11 protein-coding genes are annotated in these 14997 nt (G+C 71.4%); 3 read left to right on the forward strand and 8 right to left on the reverse strand.

Going from position 1 to position 14997, the window contains the following annotated elements; genetic code table 11:
* Window positions 1-2: 2 nt before the first annotated feature.
* From C6376_RS12550 to C6376_RS12580, 7 genes are all read right to left on the reverse strand, one after another.
* Window positions 3-1772 carry an amylo-alpha-1,6-glucosidase gene (locus tag C6376_RS12550; RefSeq protein ID WP_107443489.1) on the reverse strand — a complete coding sequence of 590 codons (1770 nt, stop codon included), beginning with the start codon at window positions 1770-1772 and terminating at the stop codon, window positions 3-5.
* A 215-nt stretch (window positions 1773-1987) separates the two neighbouring features.
* On the reverse strand, window positions 1988-2830 hold the full coding sequence (locus tag C6376_RS12555; protein WP_107443490.1) for a carbohydrate ABC transporter permease: 843 nt from the start codon (window positions 2828-2830) through the stop codon (window positions 1988-1990).
* Window positions 2827-3822 carry a carbohydrate ABC transporter permease gene (locus C6376_RS12560; protein ID WP_107443491.1) on the reverse strand — a complete coding sequence of 332 codons (996 nt, stop codon included), beginning with the start codon at window positions 3820-3822 and terminating at the stop codon, window positions 2827-2829. Before C6376_RS12560 ends, C6376_RS12555 begins: the two co-directional genes overlap by 4 nt.
* 19 nt (window positions 3823-3841) lie before the next feature.
* A complete protein-coding gene (locus tag C6376_RS12565) occupies window positions 3842-5086 on the reverse strand; it encodes an extracellular solute-binding protein (protein ID WP_107443492.1) in 1245 nt (414 codons plus the stop codon).
* A 296-nt stretch (window positions 5087-5382) separates the two neighbouring features.
* Window positions 5383-6456 carry a LacI family DNA-binding transcriptional regulator gene (locus tag C6376_RS12570; RefSeq protein WP_107443493.1) on the reverse strand — a complete coding sequence of 358 codons (1074 nt, stop codon included), beginning with the start codon at window positions 6454-6456 and terminating at the stop codon, window positions 5383-5385.
* 705 nt (window positions 6457-7161) lie between these two features.
* Window positions 7162-8790 carry a helix-turn-helix domain-containing protein gene (locus tag C6376_RS12575; protein ID WP_107443494.1) on the reverse strand — a complete coding sequence of 543 codons (1629 nt, stop codon included), beginning with the start codon at window positions 8788-8790 and terminating at the stop codon, window positions 7162-7164.
* Between the two features lie 289 nt (window positions 8791-9079).
* Complete coding sequence (locus C6376_RS12580) at window positions 9080-10393, reverse strand: M6 family metalloprotease domain-containing protein (protein WP_107443495.1); 1314 nt, start codon at window positions 10391-10393, stop codon at window positions 9080-9082.
* A 506-nt stretch (window positions 10394-10899) separates the two neighbouring features.
* On the opposite strand from C6376_RS12580, the gene C6376_RS12585 reads away from it, so the two are divergent.
* Both C6376_RS12585 and C6376_RS12590 read left to right on the forward strand, forming a co-directional pair.
* A complete protein-coding gene (locus C6376_RS12585; RefSeq protein ID WP_107443496.1) occupies window positions 10900-11550 on the forward strand; it encodes a TetR/AcrR family transcriptional regulator in 651 nt (216 codons plus the stop codon).
* 252 nt (window positions 11551-11802) lie between these two features.
* On the forward strand, window positions 11803-13350 hold the full coding sequence (locus C6376_RS12590; RefSeq protein ID WP_107443497.1) for an MFS transporter: 1548 nt from the start codon (window positions 11803-11805) through the stop codon (window positions 13348-13350).
* A 98-nt stretch (window positions 13351-13448) separates the two neighbouring features.
* Here C6376_RS12590 and C6376_RS12595 read toward each other — a convergent pair whose 3' ends face one another.
* Window positions 13449-13964, reverse strand: coding sequence for a MarR family winged helix-turn-helix transcriptional regulator (locus C6376_RS12595; RefSeq protein ID WP_107448931.1), 516 nt, complete (start codon window positions 13962-13964; stop codon window positions 13449-13451).
* Between the two features lie 149 nt (window positions 13965-14113).
* Between C6376_RS12595 and C6376_RS12600 the strand changes: the two genes are divergently transcribed.
* A complete protein-coding gene (locus C6376_RS12600) occupies window positions 14114-14923 on the forward strand; it encodes a dioxygenase (RefSeq protein WP_107443498.1) in 810 nt (269 codons plus the stop codon).
* Window positions 14924-14997 lie beyond the last annotated feature (74 nt).

Here is a 14997-nt window from a genome sequence, read left to right on the forward strand (position 1 = left end):
GTTCAGACGACGGTGGCGGCGCTCTCGGAGGTCCTGGCGTCGCCGCTGCGGCGTTCGTGGTCGCGGGCGAGGAGGAGGTAGCTGCTCGCGGTCCAGGTGTAGGCGCGGTCGCGCAGTCCCTCGCCGGTCAGGGCGTCGAAGTTCTCGGCGAATCCCGAGGCCTCGCACAGTGCGCGGAAGCGGGCGCTGATCTCGTCCGCGAGGCGGGTGTGCCCGGCGCGGCGCAGGCCGTCCTCGATCAGGACGGTGGCGGGGGCCCAGATGGGGCCGCGCCAGTAGCCGTCGGGCTCGTAGTGAGGGGAGGCGGGGTGTTCGGTGGCCAGGCCGAACGCGGTGAGATGGGCCTCGATCCGTTCGGCCAGCCGGTCGCGGACCGCGTGGGGCAGACGGTCGCCGAGCACGATCGGCATCAGGTCCAGCAGACTGGCGCTGGGGGTGCGGGCCCCACCGTGGGCGGGGCGGCTCAGGAACCTTTCGCCGTCCCACAGTTCGTCGAGCAGGGCCGCCTGCAGGGCGTCGGCGGTGGCGGTGCGGAGACCGGCGTCCTCGTGGAAGCCCAGTTCGTCGGCCAGCCGGGCCAGTTCGTCGAGTTGGAGGACCAGCAGGGCGGTGAGTTCGGCGGTGACGGCGAGACGTCCGGGGTCGAAGGTGGTGGCGTTGTCCCAGCCGCTGTCGTTGCCGTGCTGGTAGTGGGGCATTGCGGCGCCGGGTGCGCGCCGCGCGGTGAGCCAGAAGTCCGTCCAGCGGGTGAGCCGTTCGTACGCCTCGGTCAGCTGCGCCCGGGTGAGCGGCTCGGGGAGCCGTCGGCGCAGGTGACCGAAGGCCCAGCCGTGGATGGGCGGTTTGACGAAGTTGTAGAGCACCTCGGAGTGGGTGACGGAGTCGGGGAGCGCGCCGCTGTCGTCCTGGTGGTCGAAGGGCAGGGAGAACTGGTCCCAGGCCAGCTCGGGGCAACCGGGGGCCAGAGCAAGGGCGTTGAAGCAGTGGTCCCAGCTCCACACCTTGTCCATCCAGTGCTTGGACATCAGCACGGCGGGCCGGGTCACCAGACCGGCCGGGAGCACGGTCGCCGACCACACCACGTAGGCGGCGAGTTCGGCGGCCGGGGTGGCGGCCGAGCTCCAGGGGGCGACCGTGTCGGCGAAGCGGGCGAACAGTTCCCGCGCGGCCTCCCGGACCTCGTCGAACGTCGCGGAGGAGTGGAAGGGCACTCGCGCGGTGCCGAGTTCCTCGACCGCGACCTCCCACGAGCCGTCGGCTCCGGCGGTGACCGTGAGACCGCGGTCGCCGGCGCCCAGCGCCTGGGAGCCGGAGACCGCGGTGACCGTGCCCGACAGCACGGTGATCCGGTAACGGCGGCCGGTCTCGTAGGAGGTGAACACGTGCGCGTCGTCCACCGGGTCGCGGTAGAAGTAGGTCCCGCCGAACGGTGTCAGGGCCTGCGCCGCCGCGGTGACCCGCAGGTCCAGTCCCCGGCCGTGCACGCGCACGGTGTCCGGCGACTCGTAGGCGAGGTCCACGCGCCCGGCCGCGCCGGTCCAGCCGAGCAGGCCCGGCGTCGCCTCGACGGCGGTCTCCGCCCGCCCGCCCGTCGCCGCGTCGAGGGGGACGAGGCGCAGGACGGCGTGCATGCCGTTCTGGTGCGAGACGAGATGGAGGTCCTCGGCGCGCGTCCGCTCCGACAGCACGGGGGAGACGCCGAACCAGGAACCGTGCGTGCTGAAGGGTATGTCGTGGACGGAGAAGGCCGGGCCGGCCGGTGCGGCGGTCATGGAGGCGGCACTCATTTCTTGTGCGGGGGTGGTCGGCGGTTCGCGGTCCGTGGTCCGTGGTCCGTGGTCCGCGGTTCGCTCCGCAGGACGGGGCGACGGTGCTCGCGCGACGGCTCGGGGGTGCGCGGTGGCACGGGTGCCGCGGGGCGACAGGGCGACCCGCCGGGGTGGGGTGCGGGACGGCACGGGTGGTGCCGGTGCGGTCGGCGCCGGTGTCAGTCCTTGACGGCGCCCGCGGTCACGCCTGCGGCGACGTACCGCTGGGCCAGGACGAGGATGACCGCGGCCGGCAGCGAGGCCACGACGGCGGTGGCCATGATGGCGTTCCACTGCTGGTTGTTGTTGCCGATGTAGTGGTAGATGCCGAGGGTGATCGGCTCGTGGGCGCCGCCGTTGACGAGGGTGCTGGCGAAGACGAAGTCGGACCAGGACCACAGGAAGGCGAACAGGGACACCGTGACGACGGAGTTGCGGCTCATCGGCAGGACGATCGACCGGAAGGTGCGCAGCGGGCCGGCTCCGTCCGTCTTCGCGGCCTGCAGCAGCTCGCCGGGGATGCCGGACATGAACGCGGTGAAGATGAGGACGGCGAACGGGACGGCCAGCGTCGAGTCGGCGACGATCAGGCCGGGTACCGACTGGAGCATGCCGAGCTGCAGGTAGATGGCGTAGAAGCCCATCGCCATGATGATGCCGGGGATCATCTGCGCGGCCAGCAGGACGAAGCCCAGGATCCCGCGGCCGCGCGGGCGCAGTTTGGCCAGCGCGTAGCCGGCGGGCGCGGCCAGTGCGACGGTCAGGGCCACCGTGCCGAGGCCGATGACGAGGCTGGTGCCGAGGTAGGGCAGTTGCTGGTCGACGACGGCCCGGTAGCCCTCCAGGGTCACGTGGGTGGGGAACAGGTCCGGCGGGCTCTTGCGCATGTCCTGGTCGCGGGTGAAGGACACGTTGAGCATCCAGTAGACCGGGAAGAGCATGACCGCGGTCAGCAGCAGGCCGACGGCCGTCTTCACCCAGGTGCGGCGGCGACGGTTCGGGACCGTCCGTGCGTGCGTCATGACAGTGCCTGCTTTCGCTGGACCCTGACGTGGATCAGGCCGAAGGCCAGGGCGGCGACGACCAGCAGGTTGCCGACGGCCGCTCCGGGGCCGAAGGAGGGCAGCAGGTTGCCGAAGCCGAGTTGGTAGGACCAGGTGGCGAAGGTGGTGGACGAGTCGGCCGGGCCGCCCTTGGTCATGATCCAGATGATGTCGAAGACCTTGAGCGTGTAGACGAGGCCCAGCAGCAGGGTGATCGCGGACACCGGCCGCAGCAGGGGGAAGGTGATGCGCCAGAAGCGCTGCCAGGCGTTCGCTCCGTCGAGCGCGGCCGCCTCGTACAGACCGGCGGGGATGGACTGCAGGCCGCTGTAGAGCACGACCAGGTTGAACGGGACGCCGATCCAGATGTTCGCGATGATCACCGAGGCCAGCGACCAGGACGGCGAGGTCAGCCAGTTCACCGGGCCGATCCCGACGGCGTGCAGGGCGGCGTTGACGATGCCGGAGTCGCTGTTGAGCATCCACGACCAGGTCGACGCCGACACGATGAGCGGCAGCAGCCACGGCACCAGGAACAGCGCGCGCAGGGTGGCGGAGAGCCGGAAGTGCTGGTTGAAGAAGACGGCGAGCGCCAGGCCGATCGCGTACTGGAAGACCAGACACACGGCGGTGAACACCGCTGTGTGCAGCAGCGCGGGAGCGAACGTCGGGTCGTCGAAGACGGTCCGGTAGTTGGCCAGGCCCGTGAACGGCGCGTCGCCCCGGACGAAGGAACGGACGGTGTAGTGGCGCAGGCTCAGGTCGATGTTGCGGTAGAGCGGATAGGCGTAGAAGAGGACGAGGTAGAGGGTCACCGGGGTGAGGAACGCCCAGGCGGTCCACTGAGGGGAGGCGGGACGGCGCCGGGCCGGGGGGCGGTCCGGGATGCGGGCCGGGGGCGGGGCGGCGGTCGCCGCCCCGTTCCGGTCGCGCACCGGCCGGCGGTCCGGCGACGTTGTCGTGTGCTTCATCGGCTGGCCGGGGTCCTGGTCACTTGGCGGCGGACTGGGCTGCGGTCAGCGCGTCCTTCGGGGACGCGGACCCGCTGAGGGCGGACTGCACCGCCTTCCACAACTGCTCCGAGATCTTGGGGTACTTGGTGCCCAGGTCGTCGCTGGTGCGTCCCTTGGCGGCGTGCACCGCGTCGACCCACGGCTTGAGCCCGGGGTCGGCCGCGACCTGCTTGTCCTGGACCTCGGCGGTGGGAGCCACGTAGGACAGCGTCGTGTCGGTGGCGAGCAGGTTCTGGCTGCTGCTCAGGCAGGACACCAGCTTCTGGGTGGTGGCGTAGCGGCCGGTGTCGTCCTGCACCGGGACGGTGACGAACTCACCGCCCGTCGGGGCCGCGGCGTCGCCCCCGGTGGCGGCGGGCACGGGGATGACGCCGTAGTCGAAGCCGGCCTTCGCGGCGTTGCCGAGCTGCCAGGTGCCGTTCTCCGCGAACGCGTAGTCGCCGGTCGCGAACTCCTGCCAGCTGGTCGTCTGGGTGTTGTTGATCACCGAGTTGGGGGCGTAGCCCTTGTCCAGCCAGCCCTTCCACAGCGACAGCGCGGAGACCGCCTGGCCGGAGTCGAGCGCGGTCAGCTGGGCTCCGGAGCCCCAGTACCAGGGCAGGAACTGGAAGCTGCCCTCCTCCGTGCCGATCGCGGAGAACGTGATGCCCTTCTTGCCCGCTCCCTTGACCTTCGCGAGCGCCGCCGTCAGGGACTTCCAGTCCTTGACCGAGGAGATGTCCACCCCGGCCGCCTTCAGGACCGCCTTGTTGTAGTACAGGGCGAGGGTGTTGGCGCCGATGGGCGTGCCGTAGATCTTGCCCTTCAGCTGGCCGGCCGCGATCAGGTTGCGGTCCACGCCCGAGACGGCCAGCTTGTTCTCCTCGGTCGAGGTCAGCACGCCCGCCTCCGCCAGCGTCGACACCACCGGGTTGTCGACGATGAGGAAGTCCGCGGAGTTGCCCTGCTGCGCCGCCAGCAGCGCCTTGTTCGTGAGGTCACTTGTGTCGAACGCGGTCCGCTTGATCTTCACGCCGGCCTCGGTGCCGCAGCCGTCCAGCAGCTTCGCCCACGCCGAGCTCTTGTCGAACTGGGGGTAGGGGTCCCAGATGGTGAACGTGCCGCCGTCCGAGGCCTTCGTGGACGTGTCGCTCGCTCCGGAGGAGCACGCGGTGGCGCCGGCGGTGACGGCGACGACGGTCAGGACTGCGGCGGTGAGACGCCGTCCGGCGGATCTGTTCATGGCGTGTCCTCAAGGGTTTTCGGCACGGATGTGCCCTGGGATCGGCACGGATGTGCCCGGGGGATCGGCACGACGTGGGTGTGCCGTGAAGGCGGCACGGGTGTGCCAGGAGAGGGGTGATCGGGGGCCGCCGGGTTCGTCGAACCGGGTCGGTGAGGTGTGCAGTCGGGCGGTGCGGAAGGTGGGGACGGGCGGGAAGGGAGCGAGGGAGTCAGGGAGCGACCGGGGGAGAGGGGCCGGGGTGCGGCGGGGACGCCTGGGCGCCTGGGGCGCCGGGGAGCCGCCCCCGGTGACGGCTAGGGGTGCGTGGAGGAGGCGGCGGGGTCCTCGCCCGGCTCGGCGGGAGCGGCTCCGGCGGGGGTGTCGCCGGCGGGCGCGGTGCTGGCCCGCAGCGAGATCGGCGGGGCGAGCAGGTGGTGCCGGGCCGGTGTGTCGGGATGGTCGAGCCGTTCGACCAGCAGGTCGACGGCGAGGCGGCCCATCTGTTCCGCCGGCACGTCGGCCGCGGTGAGCTGCGGGGTCACCGTCTCCGCCCACCTTCCGGCCACGACCCCGGTGACGGAGAAGTCGCGCGGCACATGGCGGCCGGCCTGCGCCAGCCCTCGGTAGAGGCCGCCGAGCGCGGCCTCGTTGAGCGTGACCAGCGCCGTGGTGGCGGGGTCGTCGTGCAGGATCCGCTCCAGGCAGGCGAGGCCAGAGGCGGCGTCGTCCCCGCAGCAGTACGTTTTGACGGTGAGGCCGCGTTCCGCCGCGGCCTTGGTGAACCCGTCGAGGCCTCGGTGGGCCGATTCGTAGCCGGCCCGCAGCAGTTGCTCGGGCCGGTTGACGAAGGCGACCCTGCGATGACCCAGGTCCGCGAGGTGGTGCACGCAGGCCGCCGCCAGCGCCGTGTGGTCCAGGCCCACCCACCAGCTGCCCTGCGGGTGCGCGGTGCGGCCGATGGCGACGGAGGGGAAGTCCAGCGCGGTGAGATGGTCGAGCCGGTCGTCCTGCAGCCGGATCTCCATCAGGATCGCGCCGTCGACCCGCCGTTCGCCCAGCAGACGCTGGAACGAGCGGTCGCTGTCCATGCCGCTCGGTGAGAGCAGCACGTCGTAGTCGTGGGCCGCGGCGGCCTCCGTCACGCTGCCGATGAAGTCCAGCTGCATGCCGGTGTAGTGGTTGCCGGCGGGCGGGAAGACCAGACCGATGGTGTTGGTCCGGCCGTTGGCCAGGGCCCGCGCACTCGCGTTGGGCTGGTAGCCCAGCTCGTCGATGACCTGCTGGATCTTGTCGCGGGTCTCCTCGGACACGGGGCGCTTCCCGCTGAGGGCGTACGACACGGTGCTCCGCGAGACACCGGCCTGCTTGGCGATCTCACCGATGTTCACGGGACTCCTTGCCGGGGTTGATCGAACCGGTTCGACTGTTCCGGGGAGCGACATCGGCCGGGTGGCCGATCGTCGAACCGGTTCGCGTGAAGTGAAGGTAGGAGCAACCCGGACGGGTGTCAACGTTTCGCGCCGGATTTCTCGTAACGCCCTGGAAACGCCGGCGGGTGTGGGTGCGCGGCGTGACCCGAGGGTGCACGGACCCGCCTGTCACCGGTCCGCGGGGGTGATGTGCCGGAAGAAAAGCCCTCGTCACGCGGGGTGACCGGCCCTGTCGGCGTGAGGGATCGACTCCGGGTCGCCTCGGGACGATCTCGGCCTCGACGGGCGGGACGGTCCTCGGGGTCGACCTCGGTACGGGCCTCTGGGGCCGCCCCGGGAGTGGCCGCGGGGCCGGAGGAGGGTGACGGAGGGCCGGCGTCGGCGTGACCGGGAGGGCGGAGGGGTCTGTGGAAGGGGTGACGCGCGGAGCGTTGTCGGCTGGTTTCTCCGGTGTTAGGTTCATCGAACCGGTTCGACGAATGTCGAGGGTCGTCGTTCCTGCCGAGAAGCCGATCGGGAGCAGATTCGATCGGATCAGAGCAGATCGGATCAGAGCAGATCGGATCGGATGGCCATGGTTCGGAGGAATCGGTTCCGAGGAATCGGTTCAACTCAGGCCATCGGTGCGGAGTTGTCGGATCGGAGCGGAGGCGACGAGGGCGGTCAGGTCAGAGGGACGTGGGTGAAGCGGGCTGCAGTGTGGAGGTCGGCCTCGATGCGTGAGGCCGTCGACCGCAGGGCGGGGAGGATGTCCCGCACGCATTCCTCGGCCGTACGGCGGGCGACATGGGTGGCCGCGTTCAGGGCGGCGACCGTGCGGCCCGCACGGTCGCGGATCGGGACGGCGATCGCGCGCACCCCCTGTTCGAGTTCCTCGTCCGCCAGGGCGTACGCCGAGGCGGGGTCCGTGGGCGCGGCCAGCAGCACGCGGCCCATCGATGTCGCGTGGGCGGGGAGTTGTGTGCCGACGCCGACGTCCACGCTCATGACGTGGTTCGCGGCGGTGCGCGCGGTGTACCGGATCTCCTCGCGCGACTCGGTCAGCACCGCCAGCGACGTCGTCTCCCGGATGTCGCCCGCCAGCGCCGCCATGTGCGGAGCCGCGATCCGGGGGAGCGAGGTGCGGGAGAGCGGCGGGAAGCCGAGGGCGAGGACCCGTGGGGTGAGGGCGAACGTGCGGGGAGTGGACGGCGTCACCAGGCCCAGGTGTTGGTAGGTGATCAGCGCCCGGCGGGCGGTCGCCCGTGCGAGCCCGGTCGCCTTCGCGACGTCTGCGAGGGTGAGTTCGGCCCTGCCCTCGCCGAACGCCGTGAGGACGGTCAGGCCCCGGGCGAGGGACTCGATGAACTCGCGGCCCAGTTCCTGCTTGGACGCCCCCGTCCAGATGGCCAGCCCCGCGGGCGGCGGCCCGGACTCCGCGGCCGGCGCCCGACGCAGGTCGTCCTCCATCGCCGCGACAGCCGCCCTCAGCCGCGGGAGCAGGGTGGCGCGCAGATCCGCCGCCGTGTGCCGGCTCGTGTGGCTGACGACGCTCGCCACGCACGCGATCCGGCCGGTGCCCGGGTCGCGGACCGGGACGGACACGGCCACCAGGCCCGCTTCGATCAACTGGTCGTCCAGGGCGCAGTCCTCGTCCGCGGCAAGGGCCGTCCGGCGGGCGAAGCCGTCGTCGTCCGAGAGCGCGGGGGGTGGTGGCGGGACGGCCGGGAAGGCCCGGTCGTCCGGGTCCGCCGTGCGGCGGGCGCGCCAGGACCGCCACTCCTCGTCGGTCCACTCGGTGGCGAACAGCGGTCCCGGCGCGGTGCGTTCGGCCGGCAGCAGGTCGCCGATGCGGAAGCTCAGGGACATCGCGCGGCGGCGGGTCGCCTGGTGGACGAAGCGGATGCCGTCGCCGTCGGCGACCGCCAGGGACACCGACTCGTCGAGTTCGTCGGCCAGAGCGTCCGCGGACGCTGACAGCAGCGCCGGCAGGCGCAGCGCGGCCAGATAGGCGTTGCCGAGTTCCATGACGCGGGGGGCCAGCACGGCGTCCCGGCCGTCGAGGCGGACGTATCCCATGCGGGCGAGGGTCGCGACGATCCGGTCGACCGTCGAACGCGCCAGACCGGTGCTGCGCTCCAGTTCACTCGGACTCACCGTGCCGCCGGCGTCGGTCAGTTGCCGCAGCACGGCGACCCCGCGGATCAGCGGCGTGACCGCCTCCGCCGGAGCGGGCGCGGCGGCCTGCGGAGGCGGGGCGGGCGCGGCGGCCCCGGGCGGCGTGGCGGGCGCTGGCGTCCTGGTCGCGGGCATGCGGTGGATTCTCCGATACGGGCGGTACGGCGGTACGGCGGTACGGGGGTGCTCTGGGGGGTGCGGCGTCGGCCCCGGGAACGGGTCGGGGGACGGAGGAAGGGGGACGGAGGAAGGGGGTCGGGGGAAGGGGGTCGAGGGTCGGGGGACGGGGGAATTGGGGACCGGGGGCGCTTCGGGGCGGCGAGGCGGCCTGTCTGCTGCCCTTGCGGTTGCCGCCCTACGTTAGCCCCGGGGCCGTCCCCGGACCGCCCGAGTCACCCGGGGGCTCTGGTCCGGTCCGCCCTGCCTACCGTCGGGTCACCCGCACCCGGTACCCGTCCTCGGGGCCCGCCTCCGTGACCGAGATCCGGATGCCCCTCTTCGGGTCCTTGAAGGTCTCGCCCGGGGTGAAGGGGGCGTCGGAGAGCTCGGCGTGGACGTTGGGGCTGCGGGTGCAGCCGCCGCTGTCGGGGCGGGAGTCGTAGACCGTCACCGGACCCATGCCGGTGTCGACGCCGGCGTTCACCTTGTAGATGAGGACGCCCGGGCGGCACACCGCCTCGTCGTTCCCGCCGCGTGCGCGTGCTTCGACGGCGTACCCGGTGCGGTCGGTGAGCGGGACGAAGACGAGTTTCGGGCCGCCCGCGCGCGCGAGGGGCGTCAGCCGGTGCTCCGTCGTGCCCGGCGTCGCCGCGCAGGAGATCTGGGAGGCGTCCAGCCAGCCCAGCTTCCACTTGTGCCAGCCGAGCAGGTCGTTGTTGGCCCCCCAGTCCTCGCTCATGATGTCCCAGTGTCCGACGGCTCCGCCGCCCTCCTGGGTGTAGAGGTCGGGCAGGCCGAAGACATGCCCGTTCTCATGGGGCAGGACCCGGTAGCCGGTCCGGTCGTAGGAGCCGGATCCGTCGTCCTGGCGGGAGTACACGAAGGAGGCGTTGGCCACCGACACCCCGTCGGCGACCGGTGCCTCCGCGTTCCCCGCGAACGTCACCGACAGGACCGTGTCCAGCGCGGAGGGGCCCGCGTTCGGGGTGATGAGCACGTTCAGGAGGTCGTAGTCGCGGAAGTCCACCGTCGGGTCCGCGGCGCCCACGATGTCCTGGACGAGTTCGCGGTAGCCGGGTTCGAACGGCGCGCCGCGCTCTATGCCGTACGCGTGGAACGACTTGGGCATGCGCAGCCAGTGCCGCACGGGCGTCTCGGCGCGGTAGTCGAGACGGCCGTAGGAAGCCGTGCGGAACCACTGCTCGGTCTGCGGGAAGAACTCGCGGTAGCGGCTCAGGGCGCTGCCCCGGCCGGGCGCGTCGGAGAAGTCGATCATGAGGGTGAGGGCGCGGACGACGCCGGTGGAGCGGGAGTAACCGCCTGCGGTGGGCAGACCTTCGGACATCTGCACGGACGTGCCCCCGCTGATCATGCAGGGGGCGAGGGCGGCGGTGCGGGCCACGGCGAGGGGGGCGGCGCCGGCCGTCGTCGAGCCGGGGTCCGGGGCGAGGTGTCCGCTGCCGGCGGACGAGCTGAGGGCGAGCGTCAGGACGGTGACGGAGACGACTGCGGCGGCGCGGCGCGTGCGTATCCGGCGGCGGCGAAGGTCCCGGGCAGTGCGCGCGGCCTGCGGCTGCATGGGGGGCCTTTCGCTCCGGGCAGCCACCGGTCGCCGGCTGCGTCCTGATCACCTCCTGATCACCCTCTTTGAGGGCGCACGCGGGCGCGCGCTGGAAGAGACCGATCGTGGGTTACCGGCTGGTACGGCATTGCGGCGGGAGCGAGGCGGGGCAAGGCGAGGAGCGGTGCGGACTTCCGCGGGGGAGTCTGCCGAGGTGATCGCGCGGGGAGTCTGCCGGGGTGATCAGGGGAGCCGTGCGGCGAGCCGCTGCCGGGGAGGCCGACTGCCCGGGGGCTCGTGGCCCGGGATCACGGCGGGCGCCGGGAGGTCGAGGGGGTGCGGAGTCGAGTGCGACGGGCCTGTGGTCCAGGTCACACCGAAAACTTCTGGATCCGGGAAATAACCGGGGACGCCGTCCCCGTTTAGCTAGGTGTCCGAGTGAAACGGGGATTCGTTCCCCGGATCGCAGCCACAGACGTCCGTGACGCCTCTCGCGTCACACGAGCCTCAGACAGGAGTGCGCCGTGCAGACCGCGACCGCGATCCCCGTAGAGCGCAAGGCGACCCGGCCTCGCGCCGACGCCCTGCGCAACCGGGAGCGGATCGTCTCCGCCGCCCGCGAGATGTTCACCGAGTTCGGCCCCGACGTGCCGCTCGACGAGATCGCCCGCCGGGCCGGCGTGGGCAACGCCACGGTGTACCGCAACTTCCCCGACCGGGACGCGCTGGTCCGCGAGGTCGTCTGCTCGGTGCTGGACCGCACGGTCCGGGCCGGACAGACCGCCCTCGCCGAGACCGGTGACGCGTTCGAGGCGCTGGAGCGCTTCGTGCACGTCTCCGCGGACGAGCGGATCAGCGCGCTGTGCCCGATGATCTCCAGCACCTTCGACGAGCACCACCCCGACCTCGAGGCCGCCCGCGAACGGTGTGAGCGGATCATCGAGGAGGTCATGGACCGTGCGAGGGCGGCCGGGCAGCTCAGGCCCGACGTCGGCGTGGGGGACGTGATGATCGCGGTGGCCCAGCTCAGTCGGCCCCCGGCCGGCACGGCCTGCCCGAGCGCCGACCGCTTCGTCCATCGACACCTGCAGCTGTTCCTGGACGGACTGCGGGCTCCCGCCCCCTCCGTGTTGCCGGGAGCGGCCGTGACCATGGAGGACCTGCGCCAGTGCTGAGCGGCTGGTCCCTCCCTGACCGATTGGTTTCCCGTAGCGCAGCAGCAGTCACCACGTCAGCAGTCACCACGCCCGAAGTCGCCGCCGAACACTCACCACCGAGAACTCGTCACCGGCCGTCACACAAGCGGGCGACCGGACGTCAGTGAAGGGACGCGGCCTCGACGCTCAGCCTCCTCTTCATCGCCGTTCATGCCTTTACGTCAGATTCTTCCGTTTTTTCCGTCACGAAGTCCCGAAGCGGGTATTCCCATGTCTGAAACAGCCCAGAAGGCCTCGGCCCCGTCCTCCGGCAAGGGGGGCGGGCCGGACGCCAACCGCTGGAAAGCGCTGGCCTTCATCGCCCTCGCCCAGCTGATGGTCGTCCTCGACGCGACCATCGTGAACATCGCGATGCCCTCCGCCCAGCAGGACCTGGGCATCTCCGACGGCAACCGGCAGTGGATCGTCACCGCCTACGCCCTCGCCTTCGGTGGTCTGCTGCTGTTCGGCGGCCGCATAGCCGACCTGTGGGGCCGCAAGCGCGCCTTCGTCGTCGGCCTCGGCGGGTTCGCCGCGGCCTCCGCGCTCGGCGGCGCGGCCGTCAACGAGGCGATGATGTTCGGCGCCCGCGCGCTCCAGGGCGCGTTCGGCGCGCTGCTCGCGCCCGCCGCGCTCTCCCTGCTCGCCGTGATGTTCACCGACGCGAAGGAGCGCGCCAAGGCGTTCGGCATCTACGGTGCGATCGCCGGTGGCGGCGGCGCCGTCGGTCTGATCCTCGGCGGCTTCCTCACCGAGTACCTGGACTGGCGCTGGACGTTCTTCGTGAACATCCCGTTCGCGATCGTCGCCGCGGCCGGCGCGTACTTCGTCATCCGTGAGCCGGAGGGCGGTCGCAACCGGTCGCCGCTCGACATCCCGGGCGTCATCCTCTCCACCCTCGGTCTGGTCTCCCTGGTCTACGGCTTCACGCGCGCCGAGTCGGAGGGCTGGAGCGACTCCGTGACCATCGGCATGTTCGTCGCGGCAGCCGTCCTGCTGGCCGCCTTCGTGATCGTCGAGTCGAAGGTCAAGGCTCCGCTGCTGCCGCTGCGCGTGATCACCGAGCGCAACCGCGGCGGGATCTACCTCTCCCTCGGCCTCGCGATCATCGCGATGTTCGGCCTGTTCCTCTTCCTGACCTACTACCTGCAGATCGTGAAGGGCTACACGCCGGTCAAGACCGGTTTCGCCTTCCTCCCGATGATCGCGGGCATGATCACCGGCTCCACCCAGATCGGCACCCGTCTGATGACCCGGGTCGCCCCGCGTCTGCTGATGGGCCCCGGCTTCCTGGTCGCCGCCCTCGGCATGCTGCTGCTGACCCGGCTGGAGATCGACTCCTCGTACACGGCCGTGCTGATGCCGGCGATGCTGCTGCTCGGCCTCGGTATGGGTACGGCGTTCATGCCGGCCATGTCCCTGGCCACGTACGGCATCGAGCCGCGGGACGCCGGTGTCGCCTCCGCGATGGTCAACACCTCGCAGCAGGTGGGCGGCGCGATCGGCACCGCCCTGCTGAACACCATCGCCGCGTCCGCGACGACCTCGTACATCAAGGACCACGTCGCCGGCGCCGCCACCCGGCCCCAGCAGCAGCTGGTGCAGCTGGAGGGCATGGTGCACGGCTACACGAGCGCCATCTGGTTCGCCGTCGGCATCCTGGTGGCGGCCGCCACGATCGCGCTGACCTTCATCAACGCCGGCAAGCCGGACATGGGCGCGGTCGCCGGCTCGGGGTCGAAGGACGCAGAGGACGCGGTGCCGGTGATGGTCCACTGATCCGCCCGGGCACCTGATCCGCCCGGGCACCTGATCCGCCCGGGCACCTGATCCGCCCGGGCGAGTGACCCGCCCGGGCGACTGACCCGTCCTCGGGTCTAGCGGAGCCAGGGCAGGTCCGCACCCGCTTCGTTGGGCTGAAGTCCCTCGGCGATGATCTGCATGATCTCGCCGAGGGACTTCTGCTGTTCCGGGGAGAGCCGGTCGAACAGGGCGTTGCGCACGACGGCGACATGGCCCGGCGCGGCGCGTTTGAGCATGTCCAGACCAGCCTCGGTCAGTACGGCGAACTGGCCGCGCTTGTCGGAGGGGCAGTCCTCGCGGCGCACCCAGCCGTTCCTCTCCAGGCGCGCGACGGCGTGGGAGAGGCGGGAGCGGGTGATCTTGGCATGCATGGCCAGTTCGGTCATCCGCAGCCGTCGGTGGGAGGACTCGGCGAGCTTGACCAGAAGCCCGTAGTAGACGTGCGGCATGCCCGCATCACGTTGCAGCTGCCGGTCCATGTGGTCCTCGAGGAGGGTGGTGGCGTGCACGTAGGAGCGCCAGACGAGCTGCTCCTCTACGGTGAGCCAGCGGGGTTGCGGCTCGTCGACGGATGTGGATGCCTTCTTCATGTACTCCACTGTAGACGCCCACTCCTTGAAGATTAAATTATTTTGGAATATGCTCATGGGCGTTGACGTTTTATATTTCAAGCAACCGCAGTGATCGGCGTCGTCCAGGAACCGCGGCTCGGTCCGAAAGCCTGGAAGGAGTAGCTGCCATGTCCGCCGCAACTCGGGAGGACACCCTCCTCCAGGAACGCATGCCCGCGCTCTACCTCAGTCATGGCGCCCCGCCGCTCGCGGACGACCCCGTCTGGCCCGGCGAACTCGCCGCATGGTCGGCCGGTCTGCCCCGTCCCAAGGCCATCCTGATGGTCTCCGCCCACTGGGAGGAGGCCCCGCTCGCCCTCGGCGCCGTCGATCCCGTCCCCCTGGTCTACGACTTCTGGGGCTTCCCCGAGCACTACTACCAGGTGAAGTACGACGCCCCCGGCGCGCCGGAGCTCGCCGAGAGCGTGCGCAAGCTGCTGCGCGCTCCGGGCATCCCCGTGCAGGACATCCCCGACCGCGGCCTCGACCACGGCGCCTACGTCCCGCTCGTCGAGATGTTCCCGGCCGCCGACATCCCGGTCCTGCAGATCTCCATGCCGACGCTCGACCCCGTCAAGCTCATGGACATCGGCCGCAAGCTCGCCCCGCTCCGCGACGAGGGGGTCCTGATCGTCGGCTCCGGTTTCTTCACCCACAACCTGGCCGCGCTGCGTCACCCGGGCGGGGGAGTGCCCACCTGGTCCTCGGAGTTCGACGACTGGGGCCGGCGCGCACTGGAGACGCGCGACTGGGACGGTCTGCTCGACTTCCTCCACAAGGCCCCGGCCGGCCGGTACGCCCACCCGCGCACCGAGCATTTCGCCCCGCTCTTCGTGACCATGGGCGCCGCGGAGGTGACCGGCGAACTGGACGCGCAGAGGTCCGTGATCGACGGGTTCTGGATGGGGCTGGCGAAGCGGTCGCTGCAGTTCGGCTGAGGGTCCCGCGCGCGCCGGCCGACTCACCCGCGTACGTCGGCTGGGGCGCCGACGCGCGCCCGCCGGTCGGCTGA

It is taken from the genome of Streptomyces sp. P3 (genome assembly GCF_003032475.1).
GTDB lineage: Bacteria > Actinomycetota > Actinomycetes > Streptomycetales > Streptomycetaceae > Streptomyces.